Genomic DNA, 18,269 nt, shown 5'->3' with positions numbered 1-18,269 from the left:
AATTTCATGGAGAGTTGGGTACGGGCCTCGACCGAGATGCGCATACCACACCAACGAGCCCCGAAGCCGGAAGCAACACATTGATGATCTGCAAGCCCTAAGCGATGTCCCGTAATGATCTACGACATGCCAGTTGACCAGCGTTCTTTCCCGGTCATCCGGCGAGGACGAGGTTGTGCACAGCCGCTTCACGCCGTAACGGCGCTGATGGTCGGCGACGAACTGGAAGCGGTTCACAGCGCGTCTCCCCGGCGAAATACTTCGCCGTCTTCCGCAGGATCTCGCGCTCTTCCTTCAGCTCACGGACCTTCTTGCGCAGGCGGTGTTCTCCGCCTCCAACGGCGCCGGCGGCTCGGTCGGCACCTCCGCCCGGCGTCCCCGGGGCCGACTCGCTCCGGCCGCCCGGACCCAGTTCCGCAGGGTCTCGGGGTTGATTCCCAGATCGGCGGCGACCTGCCGGATCGTCGCCTCGGGCCGCGACTGGTACAGCGCGACAGCGTCCGCTTTGAACTGCGACGGATAGTTCCCCCCTTTCAGGGCCCGGACGTGCGAGCCATCGATCGTGGAGTCGTCCATGTCCAGCAGGCCCGCCGCGCGGAGTTCCGCGAGGAGGATCTCGTGCAGACGGGGCCAGACGCCGGCCTCGGTCCAGTCCCGCAGGCGCCGCCAGCACGTCACCCCGCTGCAGCCGATCGTCTCGCTCGGCACGTCCGCCCAGGTCACACCCGTGCGCAGGACATGAACGATCCCGCGCAGCGCCGCACGGTCATCCGCCGGCAGCCGGCCCGGATACCGCCGGCGCCGCGGCGGGCGAGACGGGAGCAGCGGAGCGACACGATCCCACAGATCATCAGGCACAAGATCATCCGATACCCGCAGCACTCTGCCGCCCACCAGCCCAATTGCCGAGGCCCTGAACCAAACTCATTCTGAAATGATCAGTGAATGCGTTGTGCCGGCCCTATGAGGCAGCAGTCGTCCGCGGACCCCGCCAGTGGTCGGCGGTCAGTGACGGTGATGACCGCAGACGGATGAAGGGAAACGACTCGCAGTGGGCCCGGCGGATGAAGATGCCGGGCCCACTGCGGGTGTCGGATACCAAGCGGCGGATGAGTCGGAATCGTCGCAGCGGCGCTGTGTTCGGTGGTGCAGCTCGATCCTCCTATGGAGTGGCGACGACTCTCAAGTGCCAGAGGGCGGTGTGTTGCGTCGACTGGCGCCGACCAATCGGTAGAAGTCGATCAGCTCGGGCCGGTCGAGCGTGTCGTCCGCGATGACTCCGTCGGTCAGTCCGGCGAGGATCTTCTTGATCGGGACCTCGACCTTCTTGCCGGTCCGGGTGTGCGGCACACCTGGAGCGGCGATGACTTCATCAGGAACATGACGCGGGGACACCTCGTCACGGACGACGGCGAGGATCCGCTGACGCAGTTCCTCAGTCAGCGGCGCGTTATCCTGCAGCACGACGAACAATGGCATCCAGTATCCGCCGTCAGGCTCTTCGACTCCGACGACCAGGGCTTCCTCGACCTCGCCGAGCGATTCGACCGCTCGATAGATGTCGCTGCTGCCCATACGGATGCCGTGACGATTCAGCGTCGCGTCGGAGCGGCCGTGCACGATCACCGAGCCGCGGCTCGTGAGCGTGATCCAGTCACCATGCCGCCAGACCCCTTCGAATGCGTTGAAGTAGGCCGCGCGGTAGCGCTCTCCGTCCGGGTCGTTCCAGAATCGCACGGGCATCGACGGCATCGGCTTGACGACCACCAGGTCGCCGACACCGTCGACCACGGGTTCGCCGGCGTCCGTCCACGCCTGCAGGTCGACGCCGAGACAACGGACGGACAACTCACCCGCGTGGATCGGCACGGTCGGAACCGAGCCGACGAAGGCACTGACGACGTCGGTCCCGCCGGAGGTCGATCCGACCATGACGTCAGGTCCCAGCTCGTCGGCGATCCAGCGGTGGGTGTGCGGGCTCAGCACCGACCCGGTGCTGCCAAGGAACCGCAGGGCCGACAGGTCGAAGTCCTGGGCCGGGCGCACGCCGGCGTTGCGGGTGAGTTCCAGATAGCTGGGGCTGACGCCGAGTGCTGTGACACGCTCCGCGGCAGCGACGTTCCACAGCGAGGTGGCCGTCGGGGTGCCGTCGAAGCAGACGATCGCGGCGCCCGTCAGCAGACCCGCGTTCCGAGCGTTCCACATCATCCAGTTGAGCGTGGTGTACCAGAAGAAGCGGTCCGTGTGGCGGAGGTCGGTGTGCAGGGCCGCGCTTTTCAGCTGCTCGAGCAGGACGCCGCCGTGTCCATGGACGATGCCTTTGGGCACGCCGGTGGTACCCGAGGAGAACAGTACCCAGAGGGGGTGATCGAACGGGACTGGCGTCACCTCCAGTTCGGCCTCGTCGGCCACCGCCTCCGACCAGGTGATCTGCCGGACGCCGTCCGGGCCTGCCGGCACTGGGTCCTGGAACGGACCTCGCGGCACGACTACTTGCAGCCGCAGCGCCGGCATCCGAGCGGCGAGAGCACGTGCCGCGTCGGTTCGGTCCACGAATCGGCCGCGGTGGTGGTGTCCGGTGGCGAACACCAGAACAGCCGGGTCGAGTTGGGCGAGCCGCTCGGCTGCCGAGGGCACCGCCAAGTCCTGGGCGCAGCCGGCCCAGATGGCGCCGATGCTGGCCGTGGCCAGGAACGCGATGACGGCTTCCGCGATGTCGGGCATGTACCCAACAACACGATCACCGGCGATGACACCGTTGGCTCGCAGTGTCGCTGCGAAGGACGCCACTGCTGTACGCAGTTGCGGCCACGTCAGCGAAGTCGACTCACCGAGCTCATTGCGAGCGATCACGGCTGTGCCGGTGGAGTGGCGGAAGACCTGCGAGACGTAGTTGGTGGTTCCGCCGGGGAACCACTGGGTGCCTGGCATCCGGCCCGGGACAAGTGTGCGGGACGGACGGTCGGTCCATGGCACGTCGAAGAAGTCCGCCACTGCGGTCCAGAAGGCGTCGAGGTCGGTGACTGACCACCGCCACAGTTCCTCGTAGCTCTCGGGCTGCACGTCGTAGTGCTCGGCAACGTACCGGGCGAAGTGAGTGATCCTGGCCTGGTCGATGGATCGCTGTGTGGGAACCCACACCGGTCGTTCGATCGCGGTCCGCTCCGTCGCCGTGGGGGACGGCGGCGCCGTCACCTCGGTTTCAGGGTCGTGCGGCGGCCGGAGTTCCCGCTGCCCCGTCATGGCTCGACCGTTTCGCGGTCCGGCTCCACCAGGGCGCCCTTGGCGACAAGATTCGCGATCGTGTCCTCGTCGTAGCCGAGTTCACTCAGGACGGCGTGGTTGTGTTCACCCTGGAACGCCGGGATCTGCTCGACCGCCGCGGGCTCTTCGTTGTTGCTTCCGAAGTGCCAGGGCGAGCCGGGGATGGTGATTCGGCCTCCTGCCCGGTCGGGCACCTCCCGGACGGCGGGCCAGGTCTGGGCCCACTCACCGGCCGCGAAGTCCTCCGGCGTGCGCACGTATCCGCTCGCCATCTTCGCCTCGTCCAGTTGCGCGTCGAGCGATGCCATGTCGTCAAAGGTGTAGATCCAGGTCTGCACGATGGCTCGCAGCTTGTGGATGTGACGGGCCCTCAGCTCCGGTGTACGGAACAGCGGATCGTCGGCCAAGTCGTGTCGCCGCATCGCGTTGAGGTAGAACGGGAAGGTCAGGCTGCTGACCAGGCTGGCGGAGATGACGAACTCGCGCCCTTCCGGACTGATGAAGAAATTAACGTCCGCCGCGCCAAGGATCGGGGGCTCAGCGCCGAGGTCGATGCCGGACAGATCGTAGTGCGTGCGCTCGTTGATGGACGTCATGACCGCCGCCATGGCCACGTCGACGTACTGGCCCTCTCCGGTGGCGTGACGGTGGTTCAGCGCCGCAAGCACCGCGACCAGCCCGTGCAGCCCGGTATAGACGTCGGCGTGGGACAGCGGGTCCGTCTGGCGGTCGTCACCGTCGGCAAGGTCGAAATGGCGCAGCGTGTTCGAGGTGAAGCCTGTCTCGGCCTGCACCGTCGGTGCGTACGCCATTCGGCTGCGCCATGGTCCACGCTGTCCGTAGCCACTCATCGATACGTAGACCACGCGGGGGTTCCGCCTCGCGACCGATTCGTAGTCCAAGCCGAAGAACCCCAAAGCCCCAGGGCGGAAGTTCTCGATGACGACGTCGGCCGTGTCGCACAACTCGAGCGCGATCTTCCGCGCTTCGGGGATGTTCAGGTCGATGCTGATGTTGCGCTTGCCGGCGTTCTGCTGTGCGTAGTACCCGCTGATCGCTCCCTGCTTCGGGAAGGAGAGACGGGACACGTCTCCCGTCGGGGGCTCAATCTTGATCACATCGGCGCCCAGATCCAGCAGGTGCTTCCCGCAGTGCGGGCCGGCCAGGACCCGGGTGAAGTCGACGACGCGCAGGCCGTGCAGAGGGAGAGCCATGACCTACCTGCCTTCGAATCGAGCCGAGCCCAGGCCCTTGGTGCGGGCCGACTCCAGTCCCTCTTGCAGATCGCGCGAGGACCAGATACCGCGCTGCAGCTCGGCCATGTTCTCGTCCGCGGCCCGCACACCGTTCTCGAGCGTGTATGACACGACCGCCTTGGTGGCGGCGTGCGCGACCGTGGCTCCGTGGCCCAGCTCCTGGGCCAGCGACATCGCGACATCGTCGAGCATGTCGTCCGCGACGACCCGGTTGACGATGTTCCACCGCTCGAGGGTCCGCGCATCGTATCGGCGGGCCAGCATGGCCATCTCCTTGGCCCGGGCGGCACCGGCGCGCTGCGTGAGCCGCTGAACGGCGCCCGAGAGCGGGGTCAGTCCCACTGTCGCCTCGACCGATCCGAGCTTCGCCGACTCGCCGGCCACGATCAGGTCGCATGCCAGGGCCAGCTCGAATCCACCGCCTACACAGACACCGCGCACCTCGGCCACGATGGGAATCGGAAGCTCGTCGAACTCGCGCAGGAACCCGATCCGGTCGATGTCCGGTTCTTGTCCGTCGAGGTCGTCGAACAGGGTCAGGTCGGCTCCGGAGGAAAAGTTCCGCAGTCCGCTACGGAGCAGGATGGCCCGCGCGCCCTGGTCCTGGGCCCACCGAAGACTTTCCAGAAGCGCGTCCAGCAGGACGTGCCCCATGAAGTTGTGCGGCCGGTACCGCATCGCCAGCACCGCTACCGGGCCGTCCATACTCCGCACGATCACCGTGTCGTCACCCACGGGCTGCCCGTCCGGTGACTGGCCGCCATTGCCGTTCGCCAGTTCTTCAGCCATCCCCAGCTCACCTTCTCCAACGCCAATGCTCAGCGAGAAGCTATATGTAGGCAGGCATACATGTCAACGTGCGACGAATCCGGTCTCCCCGGTGACTCCGAGGGTCTCCCCGGTGGCCCCGAGCTGGTGGACGACCTCGATCGGAGCGGTGCGGGTGAGGTCCACCGTGGAGTGGACGCCACCGCACTCGACGGTGCGCGCGGTGCGGCCCACTCCCACTCGGTGGCCGCACCGCTGGAGCCGAATGCATCGCACGCAGTGCGCCCCAGGGCTGCTGGTTGAGTGCTGTTTCGAGTTCGGCTTGGCGGACCTGGTCCCGGGCGGCGTAGGCGTCGTAGTCCTTGGGGTTGGCGAGAGCGTCGGTGAGGCCATGCACGACTGGCTCACCACCGTCCGCCTCCCGCCCTGAACCCCGTACAGACCGTCTAGGACTTGCCCGGGCGATCATGTGAGGCAAGAGGGTTGTCGGACCTGCGCCGCCCCCCTGTCCGCCGGGACTGACCTGCAAAAACGTCCGGCCCGTGATGACGGGGCGCGGAGGGGGTGATGGAGGGGTCCACGGAGGGGGCTGCTCCCCCCGGTCAAGGGGCCGCTCCGGCTCATCTGCGGTGCTCGCCACGGGGCTCTCCTGAAAGGTGGGGCGGGCCTATCCCGCCGGTCACCTTCTACAGGTTCGGTTTTCAGCTCTCGTGTGACGCCGGCCTTGAAGAACCTCTCCGCCGTGACCGCATCGTGATCAACCGGAGGGAGGAGAGTTCTCCCCCGTCGGCGCCGGACTCTGTCCACAGGGCCGCGATCCGAGCATCGGTTCTGAGCCGCCGCGATCAGCGGGGCGGCCCGTACGTGAGGAGCCGACATGCCCGACACCACGCCGCTCACCCCGATGACTCCGCACGAGGCCATCAGCGCCTTCAGCTACCTCCGGGCCGCCCAGGCCGACGACATCGACGCCGCCCACGAGTTCGCCGGTGTTGCACCGCGGATGCCCGAGCTGCTCGTCGACGTCGCCGAAAGCATCGTCGTACCGGTCACCGCGCTGCCCGGCCCGGAGGCCGGCGAGCCGTGCGCGGACACCTTCGCCCTGGAGGCCCTCGGGCGGGTCTTCGTGACCTCGCTGCGAACCTGGGCGCAGGCCGGACCGGACACGGCGGAGGGCATCGCCCGCGCCGTCATCGACTTCGCGCAGCAGTTCCTCACCGAGGACCACGAAGACGTCACCGACACCTTGCGCCAGCTGGAGGCCGTCGGCGTGGGCCAGGCCCTCGATGCGCACCCCGCACCGACCGGTGCGCACCCGGTCCGCCTCACGTGGTCTCCACTCTCCGAGTGGACTTCACTCCCCACCCAGCCGCCGACGATCCGCGCCCGGGTGCGCGGTGGAGTTCACCGTGCTCACTCATCCTCAGGGGCGGTCCCGCATGCTGTCTCCGTCGCCTGCGGGGAGCTCGCGCGGCCGCCGTCCCGACAGGCGCTCCGGGGCCCTCGAGGGTGCGAAAGCGCCGACGGCCCGGGAGTTGTCGACCTGCGACCTCAGTGGGAGACGAAGTCTTGCAGTTGGTGGGCCAGGTCCGGGCTTGGCTGTGGGATGGCCAGGCCGTCGAGCGTGTCGACGGCGAGGTCGTCGACGGCGTCTCTGACCGCTTCCTCTGGTACGGCGGCGACGTCGTCGGGCAGGTCGAGGTGGACGGTCACGCCTCCGGGGCCGAAGGTGGTATCGAGGACTTTGTGAGCGACGGGCGCGTACTGGTAGGGCTCCGCCTCGAGGACGGTGATCTGTTCCGCCCAGAATTTCGCGTCACGCCACTCCCCGCGGTGCAGGTGGAGGAGGAGCAGGCATACGGCGCCGGTGGCCTGGCCGCCGCCGGCGGCGTACTGGAGCCAGAACTGCGCGCCTTCCTCGTAGTCGGCCAGGAGCAGGAGGCAGGCAAAGGCGAGGGCGCCGCCGGGGTCGCGGGCAGGCGTCGAAGCGGGCGGCCAGCCGGAGCGGGCCGATACGGTGCTCGCGTCGCAGCCGCAGGACCTGCTGCTCGATCGTGGCAGGGGTCTGGTGAGGGACGCGGCGGGGGCGGCTGGAGCGGTCGTGCATGCCTTCGGTGCCGTGTCGGCGGTAGCGGTTGGCCCAGCGGGCGGCGGTGGTGTGGCTGACCTGGAAGCGTTCCGCGGCCCGGCGCAGCGGCCAGCCGTCGTCAACGACACACCGGGCCAGACGCAGCCTGCCGGTCGGCGTCAGCGGGGCATTACGGTGGGACAACGAGGGCCTCCTGGATACCGGTTGTCGATGTCGCAATCCACACCGAACCCAGGGGCCCTCGCCCCATTCAAGGACCGCTCAAGGCGTGTTGCCTGTCACCAACGTCCCGGGACAGCACAACTAGCCAGGCAGGGTGCTAACCGGCCTAGTTACACCGGCCGAAGCCACGAGCCGCCGATTCCCTCGAACGGGCGAACCGCATCATCGACCACCTCGGTCCGCTCCTGGCGCTGCAACCCCGGCGCCGCTTCAAACCCCGACGGCCGTGGCCTCGCCGGTGGCCTTCCCCAGGTACGCCGCGACCAGCTCCCTGCGCCGACCGGCAGCGTCGCCGAGCGCCTGCCGGGCGATCGCGAGCCGAAACCGGTCTGGCTGTGGTGCTCGGCCACCGCCGCGCCATACCGGCGGACGTGGACCGCTGGTGGCAGTCCTTCCTCCGCAGATTTGACCTCAGGCACAGAGTCCGGCTCATGAAACAGACCCTCGGCTGGGCCGCCCCAGAAGGTCCGTCACACCGACACCGCCGACCTGTAGACCTGGCTCACCATCGCCGCCCACACCCAGCGCCGCCTGGCCCGACCCCTCACCGAGGACCTTCGCCGTCCTTGGGAACGACCGACCGAGCCCCGTCGACTCACCCCCGCCCGAGTGCGGCGGGGCCTTCGCAACGTCCGCGCGACCACGGCCCGTCCGGCGGCCGCACCGAAACCGTCCCGGCCAGGGCCGGAACGGCCTGTCGGCTCGAAGAACGAACACCGGGCCAGGCACCACGACGTCGGCAAGACCGTCCAACACACCGAGTCGATCAAGGAACATCAAGCCAGCAACATTAAACGCCAAGCTTACGAACCGCTGTCTCAGAACATGCAGGGCTGGCCGTTGGAAGCGCTGAGTCCGCCGTCGACCGGAATGTGGGCACCGTTGACAAAGCGGGCGTCAGGGCTGGCCAGGAACGCGATGACATCGGCGACCTCGTCCGGCTCGGCCGCGCGCTGCATCGGGATTCGCTGGCGGAAGAGTGCGAGGACGTCCTCGTTCTCCAGATTGAACCTCGCCATGTCCGTGACGGTGAGGCTCGGGTGCACGGCGTTGACCCGTACGCCCTCACTGCCGTGGTCGAGCGCCATGGCATTGGTCAGGTTGACCACAGCGCCCTTGGCAGCGTTGTAGGCGGCCAGGCCCCAGTCCGCGCCAAGTCCCGAGACCGAGCCCACATTGACGATGCTGCCGCCGACGGCACGCAGGTGGGGCAGCGCGGCCCTCGCGAAGAGCGCGACGTTCATCCAGCCCTGGGTCGTGCCGAACGGTTCCAGCAGTTCCCTGCTCACCGTGCATTTCACCACGCCCGTACCCGATGGCCTCATCCAGAACGTCAGGAACACCGTGGCCGTCGTCGTCGCCGCCCAGGTCCCGTACGTCCACGGCCGGTCGGAACGGCCGCGGAGTGCGAACGCGACGATCCCCAGCACCGCCACGGAGACGAGGGCGACGAGGAGGAGGTACAGCATGTGACCTCCGAAAACGAGAGCGAACAATGCTGTTCCTTTCGAGCGTGCGGAGAAGAGCCGACGGCGCGCGGACGGCGACACGTCGGCGATGAGCCTGGCTCCCGCGCGTCATGGGCCTACGCCCAACACATGACCAAGCTGTAACAGGCCGCCCCCGCCGGTCCGAAGACCCCCGTGACCTACTCGTCTCGGAGACCAGACCCGCCGGTCGGGCGTCTGCCCCAGCTCTGCGGTGCGGGCGGCGTCGCCGCCGCCGGTCAGAGCCCAGCACGTCCGACAGATCGCAGAGGACGTCCTCCACGCAGGCCTCCTGCGAGCACAGCAACGCCTCGATCCGGGACGATGGTCGCCCCCGGCCCGACGCCCGGCGCCGGCTGGGTGGGGAAGCCTCTCGACCTGGAAGGAGCCTGAGAGCGGGCGTCTCGCGGAAGGCGGCCGCGTCGCAGGAGACGGCGGGCGGGCGGGGCGGGGAGCCTCAGCGGGACGGTGGGCGCGGGCCGGGGCAGGTGGGCGTGGTGTCGCGCGGCGCGGGCGCGGCGCCGGTCGCCGCTCCCCCGGTGACGGCTCCGGCTGTTCCCCCGGTGGCTGCGGCCCGGCCGGTTCCTCCGGCTGCTCCTCCAGGGGTTGCCTCGCCCGGTGCGCCGGCGGGGGCGTCGGGTGGTGGGGGCGGGGCGCGGTCGGGGTGGCCGGCACAGGTCCGGCCGAACGTCACTTGGCGAGCACATCGCCCACCCCGAGACCGGAACCAGTGGCGAGGCCGAGGGCCATCCGCAGACCGAGCGATTCGGCACGGATGCGCTGGTGGGCCGCTCCGCCCGTGTCGTGTCGGAAGTGACGGGCCTGGGCGGCAGGGTCCGCATCGGTGGCGAGGAGTGGACGGCCCGCTCCTACGACGAGACCCTGGTGATACCGCAGGGAGCGACCGTCGACGTCATGCAGATCGATGGCGCCACCGCCGTCGTCTACCCCCGGGAGTGAGTCATGGACGTGACGGGACTGGTGATAGCCGGTCTGATCCTCGCGGCGCTCGCGGTGTTCACCGTGGTGCGGGCGGTACGCATTGTGCCGCAGGCGCGGGCCCGCAACGTCGAACGCCTCGGTCGCTACCGGCGCACCCTGAGGCCGGGCCTCAACCTTGTCATCCCCTATGTCGACCGCGTCTATCCGGTGATCGACCTGAGGGAACAGGTGGTCTCGTTCCGGCCGCAGCCGGTCATCACCGAGGACAACCTGGTTGTCGAGATCGACACCGTGCTGTACTTCCAGGTCACCGATCCACGGGCGGCCGCCTACGAGATCGCCGACTTCCTGCAGGGCGTCGAACAGCTCACCGTAACCACCCTGCGCAACGTCGTGGGCTCGATGGACCTGGAGAAGACCCTTACCTCCCGTGACACCATCAACAACCAGCTCCGTGGTGTGCTCGACGAGGCCACCGGCAAGTGGGGGCTGAGGGTCAACCGTGTGGAGATCAAGGCCATCGACCCTCCGCAGTCCATCAAGGACGCCATGGAGAAGCAGATGCGCGCCGAGCGCGACAAGCGGGCGGCGATCCTGGGGGCGGAAGGGCAGCGCCAGTCGCAGATCCTTACCGCCGAAGGGGACAAGCAGGCGGCAGTGCTCAGGGCGGAAGGCAACCGCACCGCCGAGATCCTCAAGGCCGAGGGGCAGTCCCGAGCCGTCGACGAGGTGTTGCAGGCCGTGCACCGCAACGACCCCGACCCCAAGCTCCTCGCCTACCAGTACATGCAGATGCTGCCCCAGCTCGCCCAGGGCGCGGGCAGCACCTTCTGGGTGATCCCCAGCGAGGTCACCTCCGCGCTCCAAGGGGTATCCCGCGCCTTCAACAAGGTGCTGCCCCGGTCGCCGGCCATCCGGGAGACGTCCGCGGAGGACAGGGCGGCCACCCAGGCGGCCGACGATGCGGCGAAGGCGGCGGAGGCCGCTGCCGAGGCACTTGCCGACGCGGCCGAAGCCGACGCCGACACATATCCCTTCACCTCCGGCCGTCAGACGCCGCAAGCACCAGGGGGCAGGGAGGGGACGGCCGGTCAAGCCCCTGCCGCCGACGCGTCCCGCCGGGCGAGGTGACCGGATAGGCCCTTCCGGATAACGGTCGCGTCACGAGGGACGTCTGGGTGTCCGATGAAGGCTTGGGCGCACTGGGCTAGGGTCCAGCCCGGTGGTGGCCTGCAGGCCGCGTGAGCCGGTCGCGCGCCGGGACGTGAGCTGGTCCAGGACGTCGACGATGGCGCGGACGGGCTGGTGCGGGAGGGTGTGGAAGAGGAGGCGGGCGAGGAAGTCCGCTACCGCCGTGCGCTCCCGTGCGGGCAGGGCGTTGAGGAGGTCTACAAGCGCTTGGGGTGGCGAAGGCGGTAGGCGTGAGTGGGTCGAGCAGGGGCCGTGTCGGCGGTCATCAGCCCTTCTGTTTGTTCTGCCGTTCCGCCGTAGTGGTGGTGTGGGTGGTGCGTTGGTAGGTGTCCGGGATGCCGTCGGCCTCAGCGTCGAGGTTCTCCTCCTCGGACAGGTGGCGGTAGATCACGTTACGGCGGCGCAGCAGTACAGCGGCGAGTGCCGCCGAGATGAGGGAGCCGACGAGGACAGCGGCTTTGACATGCTCGCCGGTGGCGCTGCCGGAAAAGGCGAGCTCCCCGATGAGCAGGGCGACCGTGAAGCCGATGCCTGCCAGGGTCGACAGGCCGAAGACGTCGGCCCAAGCGAGCTCCGGGTTGAGCTGGGCCCGGGTGAAACGGGCCGCCAGGTAAGTGCCTAGGAAGATGCCGAGAGCCTTGCCGGCGGCCAGGCCGATGACCACCCCGAGCGGCTCTGGTGAGGTGAAGACCTGGCTCAGCGCGTCGCCGGAGACGCTGACGCCGGCGGCGAAGAGGGCGAACAGCAGTACGGCGACTCCGGCGGAAAGCGGGCGCAGCAGGTGCTCGGTCCGCAGGGCGGGCGAGTGCTCTTCCCCTTCGTCGGGTGTGGTGCGTAGCAGCAGCGCCATGACCACGCCGGTGACCGTGGCGTGCACCCCGCCGTTGTACGTCAGCGCCCAGACAGCGACACCCAGCGGCACGTACCACCACCAGCCGGTTACCCGGAACCTCTGCAGCAGGTAGAAGAAAACCAGTCCGGCCGCAGCCCCCAGCAGCGCCCAGACGTTGATGTGGGAGGTGAAGAAGACGGCGATGACGAGAATGGCGCCGAGGTCGTCGACCACGGCCAAGGTCAGCAGGAAGGCCCGCAGGGCCGACGGCAGGTGGGTGGAGATCACGGCCAGGACCGCGAGGGCGAAGGCGATGTCCGTCGCCATCGGAACCGCCCAGCCTTCCATGCTGCCGCCCCCGGTGCCGACGGTCAGGGCGTACAGCGCTGCGGGGATGGCCATGCCGCAGACGGCCGCCACCATCGGCAGCGCTGCGGTGGCGGTGGTGCGCAACTGGCCCACGACGAGCTCGCGTTTCAGCTCGATGCCCGCGACCAGGAAGAAGATGGTCAGCAGACCGTCGGCGGTCCAGTGCCCGACGCTCAGGTCGAGCCCCAGGGCCGCTGTCCCGAAGTGGAACTCCCGCACGGTTTCATAGGCGTCGCTCCAGGGGCTGTTCGCCCACACCAGGGCCACCACGGCCGCGGCCAGCAGCGCCAGGCCGCCGACCGTCTCCGTCCGCAACGCGTCGGCCACAGCCTGCCGCTCGGGCCAGGGAAGAAAACCGAGAAAGGGCGCACGCGAACGCGGGGTGGCAGCCATGTCGGTGTGCACCTCCGGTTGTCGGCAACGGGCGGTACAGCCCCTGACAGACGCCGACCAGACTTCCCGGCACACCCCGCGTCATTTCTGACGCCTTCCCCTCACCCTAACGGCCGATCCACCGCGGGCCCACCGCAGGCAGGGCAGCCATGGCGGATCGCGCGGACGTAACACCGATCGCCGCTTTTCGCCGGTCCGCCGTCTGCACGCTCCCTGCTGTGTCCCTGGCCGCCTCAGGCCGTGGCCTCAACCTTGTGGTATCACCGCGACAGGGCAGTCGGCGTGTTGGAGTGCTGCCTGTGCCACGCGCCCGAGGGGCAGCGCGAGAGGCCCACGCCGTCGAGGGGCGCCAAGGACGAGGAGATCGGCCGTGGCCGAGTGGGTGAGCAGTACCTGGTGGGCGGGGCCCTCGGTGATGACACGACGCACCGGCACGTCGGGATGCTCGCGTTCTGCATCGCGCAGAGCGCCGTCGAGCGAGGCCGCAGCCTGATCCTCGTGTTCATGCGCGGGGCTCCCGACGAGGAGCGGATGTGTCTGGGCCCTGTGCACGGGGCGGCGCCAGGCGCGTACGGCTTCCAGCGCCGAGCGTCGCGCCTGGGCCTCGTGGAAGGCGAAGCGGATCGCAGCAGTGCTGCTTGCGGGGTCGTCCACGCCGACCACGATGGAGCCGTTGGCTGCTTGCCGGTTCTTTTGGCAGCCGCGTACGACGACAACCGTGCAGGAAGCGTGCGTCGCCAGGGAACGGCTGACCGAGCCCAGCAGTGCACCCGTGATCGGTCCTCTTCCCCGGCAACCTGTTACGACGGCGGTGGCGCGTCGGGCCTCCCGCAACAAGGCTGCTTCGGCGTCCTCGGGCGCGGGTGTCGTGCTGCTGGTGCTCGCGCTCGTCTTCGACGGTCTCCTTGAAGGGCTCTTCGACGGCGTCGGTGCACTGGAGGGGCTGTTCGACGGGCTGCTGTCGCTTCCGGTGATCGCCGGGTTCGTCTCGATGCTCGGCTTCGGCGGGGCGATCGTGCTCGGCACTACGGGCCTCGGAACCGGTGTGGCGGCCGTGGTGGGGGCGAGCGCGGGAGTCGGGGCTGGCTGGCTGACATGGCGCCTGAGCCGGGCTCTGATGCGGGAGGAGCCCGGCACCAGTCCGCGCGGTACGGATCTGGTGGGCACTTCCGGCTCCGTGGTCACGGAACAGATGCACGCAGGCCCAAGCCCGCGGTACGGGGCCCAACAGACCGGCACAGCCTGGCGGCCCGTGCACGAGCGGACCGGGAACACGACACACCGCCGCGGGCGGAAATACACGAACACGGCGGGACCGGGGCGGGCTCGCCAGGCGACCGCGGAGCGGCGCGGAGGGTCCGGCGGCGGGCGCGGACGGGAAGGCGACGCGGCGGCGGGCGCGGCGGGAGAGGCCTGGCTGCGGCATGCAAGGGGCCCACCTGGGGGTACGCGCCGATGAGCTGCAGGAGGCGTTCGGCACCTCTTTGCAGGAGGCCGTGGAGGCCCTCTCCCGGCCCGCCGCCGCACCCCCCTCAAGCAGCCCCAGAGACACCCCCGATCAGGCTGAGACAAGCAGCCCCCACACGCCCTCACCGCACCTCCCGCGGAGGGACCACCGGGGCCTCGTCACCGGCCGGGCACGCCACCCCGGCTGAGCCCCGCCTTCAGGCCGTGCCCGCCCCCTCCCCCGAAGCCGCCGCCTGATATCGCCACGCAGGGGTGCAGATCCCATCTACACCCCCATCTACCTGCGCATCTACCGCTCATCTCGCTGCTGTCGACGGGACATCGACGCGCCTGTCTACAGCCCGTCGACAGCAGCACCGAAGAACCTCACGGCTGGCGAGGAGAAGGACAAGTGTCACGCGCACATCCATCGAGAGGACCCGCCCGTGGATGACATTGAAAGCCGTATGGCCGACGCCCATCGTTGTGAGGAGGAGGGCGATTACCGACAGGCAGCCCGGCTTCACAACCAGCTCGGCCTCGACATCCAGCGCCTACACGGGCGCTTCGATTCCCGCGCACTCGACGCCTTCGAGGGAGTGGCCCGCTCAATCCGCAAGAGCACCGCCTAGGCTAGTGGCGGCCCCGTGGATCGCCGCCAGGATGTCGTCCAGTGCCCGTTGCCTTCGGCGAAGAGAGACGCGCTGTTGGCGAGCAGGATTCAGGCGTTGGTCCAGGTCCGCCCCTTCGCCCCGAGGGTGATGCGTTGGAAGTGCAGGTCAGGGAAGTGATCCATACCTATGACCGAGTCGCTGTCGGTGAGCCGGGCGAGGAGCTCTTCACGGGTCTTCAGAGCGCCTTCGGCATCGGCGTCTGAGAGGAAGGAGATGTTGGGGTCATTCAACTGGAGCGGGTGATGGACGGCGTCACCGAGGAGGTATGCCTCCTGACCCCCGTCGCTGATCCGGACGATGTAATGGCCGGGGGTGTGACCGGGGGTGTGGTGGCCGGTGATGCCGGGACCGATTTCCACCACGGGGGCGTCGACAGACCGCAGGACACCGGCGGCTCTGGCGCCCTCCATTACGATCTTGGCGGGGTCCTCGGTCGGCGCCGATGCGATGAGAGCGTCCCAGTCGGCGGCGCCGTAGACGACCTCGGCGTTCGGGAAGAACGGCTTCCCAGCGGGGGCCACCCAGCCGACGTGGTCGGCGTGCAGGTGGGTGAGGAAGACCGTGGATACGTCCTCGGGTGTCACGCCGGCCGCTGCCAGTGCCTCGGGCAGCGTTCCGCCGGTCGCGATGGACGGCGGCGCGGCGTTCAGACCGGCGGCGGCCGCCAGTGTTTCGGGGAAGGCAATGGCGTTCGGTCCGGTGCCGGCGTCGACCAGCACGGTGAGGCCCTTGCCCTGGATCAGGAAGCAGCCCGTGGGGATGTGGTGAGTGCCGTCCGGGTGCAGCATGCCGGGATGGGCGTCGAAGTCCAGGCCCGGGTAGAACAGCGGGGGGAGATAGCTTTCTCCGTCGCTGAGCGCGGTGACGGTGAAGCTGCCGATCTGGAAGGAGGTCGCCATGGTGGGGCCTTTCGATGAGTGGGCGGGGTGAGGGGCCGGAGGTCCGCCGAGGCTCTGTCCGGTACTCGGACCCGCGGGATGAACGGCAGAAGCGAGGAGGGGGAGACCGCACGCCGGTGTCCCGGAGGGCGAGTTGTGGGTCACCACCCGAATATAAGACCGTCGGTCCGATATTCTCGCTGCCAGGCTAAGAGACCGATGGTGCGTTGTCAACGGACCGCCGGTCCGTAACATGGAGGCATGACCAACTTCCAGCGGGCGCGCAACGAGGAGCAACGCGAGGCCCGCCGACGGGCGATCCTCGACACCGCGGCGGCGATGTGCAGTGAGATGCCGGTGAACTCGGTCAGCCTCAACGAGCTGAGCCGGCGGGTAGGCCTGGCAAAGTCCAACGTGCTGCGCTACTTCGAATCACGCGAAGCGATCCTGCTGGAACTACTGGACCGCGACTGGCGGCAGTGGACAGCCGAGCTGCCCGAACTGCTCGACGCCGCCGTCGCGCCGGACACAGGAGTGCTCCAGCGCGGCCGGGCCTTCGCCGCCACCCTGAGCCATTCCCTGGCACGGAAACCGGTGCTGTGCGACCTGCTCAGCGCCCAGGCAGGCGTCCTGGAACACAATGTCTCGGCAGACGTGGCCGCCCGCTACAAGCGCGCCGCCCTGGCCAATGTCGCCGCCCTCGCCGCTCTCGCCGACCATCACCTGCCCGAACTGCAAGGACATACCGAACAAATCTGCGCGCAAGCCATCCTGGTGATCGGCGCGATATGGACACACGCACGCCCCTCCAAAGCCATGCTCAGCGCCTACGAGGCCGACCCCTCCCTCGCGGTCCTGCGTATGGATTTCGAACCAACCCTGCAGGACATGCTCACCACCCTCATCGCGGGCACCCTCACCACGACCGCGCAATGACCGCACACATGACCACGAGATGTCCGTTCTCAGATCCTCAGGATCCAGTGTCTCGTGTGTCCAAGATCAAGGGTCAAGGTCCCAGCTACCAGGCGTTCAGATTGCCCGCGAGCAGCGCCGGGAGTGCGAGCATGCGCGAACGCGTACCAGCTCCGCCATCCGCGCATGATCTCTTTCGATGCACGGTCAAGCGGGTGTTCCGGGCGGTGCGTAGTGGCGCAAGTAGTCACGCATCTGAGGCTCGAGTGCCGACAGGTCATCGCCGTTGAGGGCATGCCGAAGACGATTCTCGATCCAGAACCGATGCGCGAACTCCTCGAACGAAGGTGCACACCAGAGGATCGCGGCCCTTTGCTCCTCCGGATCGTCGAGATCGGTCTCCGTCTCTTCCCCACCGCGCCGTGCCTCGTACTCGTATTCGTAGTCGAGATAGGAGTGCACCACGAACCCCTCACCCGAAGGACGGAGGTAGAGGTACCAGATGACGCAGTCCTGCTGATCCCGCAGGAATCGCACGAGGAAGGCACCAGGCTCTACCGGACTGGGCAGGGGCTCTGAGATATCGGTCCAACAGGAGGTCACCGAGACCTCATCCAGCGAGCAGTGCAGCTTCGAGTCGGTCTGGAAGGTGACGAAGTCCCAAGGCAACGTCAAGCCCTTGGCTGCAAGGTTCTCTGCCAAGCTGGCGTGAGTTGCTCGGTGGGTTCCCAGCCGGAGCAGGGGGCTGGAGGCCCACCGAGCAGCTCGATCAGGTCAGGCCTGCGATTCCAGCAGCCAGCTGACTGGGGTGTCCTCGTTACGGTCACCGGCGGAGGTCTTCATCCGGCCCACGCTCACCTTCTGGGTGCCGACATCGAGCGTGAAGCCGACCCTGCCGCCGCCGGCGGTCACGTTCAGCGTCTGGGTGGTCCGGGCGCCGGTCTTGAACGTGGCGACGCGGACCGTGACGTCACCGAAGTCCGAGGCGAAGGACAGGTGGAACTTCTTCCAGCCGTACGTCGGGCCGTCCGTGGGAGGCGGCAGGATCATGCGGACGTACCTGGGATGGATGATCTTGCCGCCCTCGTCGAAGGCGAAGCCGTGGGGGGTGTCCTCTGTCTGGAACGAAGGCACGCCGGTTTCCTCTCGTCAGCGCCGGTCGCCCGCCGATCGCGGAGCAAGCCCAACCACCGCAACGATCGGCCACCCTGAGCGGCCAGCACCACCCTTGGCCTGAGCCCAGCAACAGTCTCAGGCCATTGGTCACACCCGTGTTTACCGCAGGCGGCCCAGACGCCAGGCACCGGAAGACCTTTGCTCTGTTGGCCCGTCACCCTCATAGCCACTACTCGGGCGCACGTCGTCTATGAAACTGACGCGAAGCAGTCGACCTGCCCTCACCCACACAGGTGATCTCCGCAACGCGGCACACGGAGGCCGCCAGCATGTCGCCTGGGCTCAGGAGGCCGCGGACTGCGGCGAGGCAGAAGGAACGAGATCAGTTGCGGCGAACTCCGCGGCCGGCCGACGGCCACCTTGTTCG

The 18,269-nt window shown here is 68.4% G+C and carries 17 protein-coding genes and 4 pseudogenes; 5 read left to right on the top strand and 16 right to left on the bottom strand.

The window, feature by feature from the left end; genetic code table 11:
• Positions 1-294: 294 nt before the first annotated feature.
• The 10 genes and pseudogenes from OO52_RS53220 to OO52_RS53205 all read right to left on the bottom strand — a co-directional run bounded on the left by OO52_RS53220 (position 295) and on the right by OO52_RS53205 (position 9,068).
• Positions 295-537, bottom strand: a complete 243-nt coding sequence (locus OO52_RS53220; RefSeq protein ID WP_234339920.1) for a transposase — start codon at positions 535-537, stop codon at positions 295-297.
• A pseudogene (locus OO52_RS53215) lies at positions 523-879 on the bottom strand (transposase); the annotation flags it as partial. The gene OO52_RS53220 and the pseudogene OO52_RS53215, both read right to left, overlap by 15 nt.
• 303 nt (positions 880-1,182) lie before the next feature.
• The gene (locus OO52_RS34670) at positions 1,183-3,243 is read right to left on the bottom strand and encodes an acetoacetate--CoA ligase (RefSeq protein WP_078966021.1); all 2,061 of its coding nucleotides are present in this window, start codon (positions 3,241-3,243) and stop codon (positions 1,183-1,185) included.
• The gene (locus OO52_RS34665; RefSeq protein ID WP_030939834.1) at positions 3,240-4,478 is read right to left on the bottom strand and encodes a CaiB/BaiF CoA transferase family protein; all 1,239 of its coding nucleotides are present in this window, start codon (positions 4,476-4,478) and stop codon (positions 3,240-3,242) included. Before OO52_RS34665 ends, OO52_RS34670 begins: the two co-directional genes overlap by 4 nt.
• Positions 4,479-4,481: 3 nt before the next feature.
• Positions 4,482-5,309, bottom strand: a complete 828-nt coding sequence (locus OO52_RS34660) for an enoyl-CoA hydratase/isomerase family protein (RefSeq protein ID WP_078877391.1) — start codon at positions 5,307-5,309, stop codon at positions 4,482-4,484.
• A 63-nt stretch (positions 5,310-5,372) separates the two neighbouring features.
• Entirely contained in the window at positions 5,373-5,522 is a 150-nt protein-coding gene (locus tag OO52_RS51100) for a hypothetical protein (RefSeq protein ID WP_158712595.1), read from the bottom strand.
• 523 nt (positions 5,523-6,045) lie between these two features.
• On the bottom strand, positions 6,046-6,582 hold the full coding sequence (locus OO52_RS52245) for a hypothetical protein (protein ID WP_199820034.1): 537 nt from the start codon (positions 6,580-6,582) through the stop codon (positions 6,046-6,048).
• A gap of 257 nt (positions 6,583-6,839) precedes the next feature.
• On the bottom strand, positions 6,840-7,001 hold the full coding sequence (locus OO52_RS51730; protein ID WP_167348543.1) for a hypothetical protein: 162 nt from the start codon (positions 6,999-7,001) through the stop codon (positions 6,840-6,842).
• Between the two features lie 283 nt (positions 7,002-7,284).
• Positions 7,285-7,560: pseudogene (locus OO52_RS50145) on the bottom strand (leucine zipper domain-containing protein); the annotation flags it as partial.
• Positions 7,561-8,417: 857 nt separating this feature from the next.
• Positions 8,418-9,068: an SDR family NAD(P)-dependent oxidoreductase gene (locus OO52_RS53205; RefSeq protein ID WP_234339916.1), complete on the bottom strand. Its 651-nt coding sequence runs from the start codon at positions 9,066-9,068 to the stop codon at positions 8,418-8,420.
• Between the two features lie 768 nt (positions 9,069-9,836).
• Here OO52_RS53205 and OO52_RS50140 point away from each other — a divergent pair.
• A pseudogene (locus OO52_RS50140) lies at positions 9,837-10,046 on the top strand (NfeD family protein); the annotation flags it as partial.
• 3 nt (positions 10,047-10,049) lie between these two features.
• Positions 10,050-11,159, top strand: a complete 1,110-nt coding sequence (locus OO52_RS34640) for an SPFH domain-containing protein (RefSeq protein ID WP_078877395.1) — start codon at positions 10,050-10,052, stop codon at positions 11,157-11,159.
• Positions 11,160-11,484: 325 nt separating this feature from the next.
• On the opposite strand, the gene nhaA is transcribed toward OO52_RS34640, so the two are convergent.
• The 3 genes and pseudogenes from nhaA to OO52_RS54765 form a co-directional block, all read right to left on the bottom strand.
• Complete coding sequence (gene nhaA, locus OO52_RS34635; protein WP_051847946.1) at positions 11,485-12,813, bottom strand: Na+/H+ antiporter NhaA; 1,329 nt, start codon at positions 12,811-12,813, stop codon at positions 11,485-11,487.
• Between the two features lie 246 nt (positions 12,814-13,059).
• On the bottom strand, positions 13,060-13,467 hold the full coding sequence (locus OO52_RS51095; RefSeq protein ID WP_234339917.1) for a universal stress protein: 408 nt from the start codon (positions 13,465-13,467) through the stop codon (positions 13,060-13,062).
• 108 nt (positions 13,468-13,575) lie between these two features.
• Positions 13,576-13,647, bottom strand: a pseudogene (locus OO52_RS54765) (hypothetical protein); the annotation flags it as partial.
• A 34-nt stretch (positions 13,648-13,681) separates the two neighbouring features.
• Here OO52_RS54765 and OO52_RS54760 point away from each other — a divergent pair.
• Together OO52_RS54760 and OO52_RS51090 are read left to right on the top strand one after the other, a co-directional pair.
• Positions 13,682-14,272: a hypothetical protein gene (locus tag OO52_RS54760; protein ID WP_420711454.1), complete on the top strand. Its 591-nt coding sequence runs from the start codon at positions 13,682-13,684 to the stop codon at positions 14,270-14,272.
• A gap of 433 nt (positions 14,273-14,705) precedes the next feature.
• Positions 14,706-14,891 carry a hypothetical protein gene (locus OO52_RS51090; protein ID WP_053212414.1) on the top strand — a complete coding sequence of 62 codons (186 nt, stop codon included), beginning with the start codon at positions 14,706-14,708 and terminating at the stop codon, positions 14,889-14,891.
• An 89-nt stretch (positions 14,892-14,980) separates the two neighbouring features.
• Here the strand turns inward: OO52_RS51090 and OO52_RS34625 are convergent, their stop codons facing one another.
• Complete coding sequence (locus tag OO52_RS34625) at positions 14,981-15,832, bottom strand: MBL fold metallo-hydrolase (RefSeq protein ID WP_051847940.1); 852 nt, start codon at positions 15,830-15,832, stop codon at positions 14,981-14,983.
• Positions 15,833-16,072: 240 nt separating this feature from the next.
• Here OO52_RS34625 and OO52_RS34620 point away from each other — a divergent pair, with 240 nt between their 5' ends.
• Entirely contained in the window at positions 16,073-16,747 is a 675-nt protein-coding gene (locus OO52_RS34620; RefSeq protein ID WP_030939860.1) for a TetR/AcrR family transcriptional regulator, read from the top strand.
• Between the two features lie 186 nt (positions 16,748-16,933).
• Here the strand turns inward: OO52_RS34620 and OO52_RS34615 are convergent, their stop codons facing one another.
• Together OO52_RS34615 and OO52_RS34610 are read right to left on the bottom strand one after the other, a co-directional pair.
• On the bottom strand, positions 16,934-17,428 hold the full coding sequence (locus tag OO52_RS34615) for a hypothetical protein (RefSeq protein WP_234339918.1): 495 nt from the start codon (positions 17,426-17,428) through the stop codon (positions 16,934-16,936).
• 72 nt (positions 17,429-17,500) lie between these two features.
• Positions 17,501-17,860 (bottom strand): hypothetical protein, encoded by a 360-nt coding sequence (locus OO52_RS34610; RefSeq protein WP_030939865.1) that lies wholly within the window; start codon positions 17,858-17,860, stop codon positions 17,501-17,503.
• Positions 17,861-18,269 lie beyond the last annotated feature (409 nt).

Origin of the sequence: Streptomyces flaveolus, from assembly GCF_000716535.1 — a bacterium.
Lineage (GTDB): Bacteria > Actinomycetota > Actinomycetes > Streptomycetales > Streptomycetaceae > Streptomyces > Streptomyces flaveolus_A.
This window is presented reverse-complemented; position numbering and strand designations above follow the sequence as displayed.

What these genes read in the sequence shown, in the direction of transcription:
- OO52_RS34670 (WP_078966021.1), bottom strand. Translation starts at nt 3,243, where the DNA reads ATGACGGGGCAGCGGGAACTCCGGCCGCCGCACGACCCTGAAACCGAG.
- OO52_RS34665 (WP_030939834.1), bottom strand. Translation starts at nt 4,478, where the DNA reads ATGGCTCTCCCTCTGCACGGCCTGCGCGTCGTCGACTTCACCCGGGTC.
- OO52_RS34660 (WP_078877391.1), bottom strand. Translation starts at nt 5,309, where the DNA reads ATGGCTGAAGAACTGGCGAACGGCAATGGCGGCCAGTCACCGGACGGG.
- OO52_RS53205 (WP_234339916.1), bottom strand. Translation starts at nt 9,068, where the DNA reads ATGCTGTACCTCCTCCTCGTCGCCCTCGTCTCCGTGGCGGTGCTGGGG.
- OO52_RS34640 (WP_078877395.1), top strand. Translation starts at nt 10,050, where the DNA reads ATGGACGTGACGGGACTGGTGATAGCCGGTCTGATCCTCGCGGCGCTC.
- nhaA (WP_051847946.1), bottom strand. Translation starts at nt 12,813, where the DNA reads ATGGCTGCCACCCCGCGTTCGCGTGCGCCCTTTCTCGGTTTTCTTCCC.
- OO52_RS34625 (WP_051847940.1), bottom strand. Translation starts at nt 15,832, where the DNA reads ATGGCGACCTCCTTCCAGATCGGCAGCTTCACCGTCACCGCGCTCAGC.
- OO52_RS34620 (WP_030939860.1), top strand. Translation starts at nt 16,073, where the DNA reads ATGACCAACTTCCAGCGGGCGCGCAACGAGGAGCAACGCGAGGCCCGC.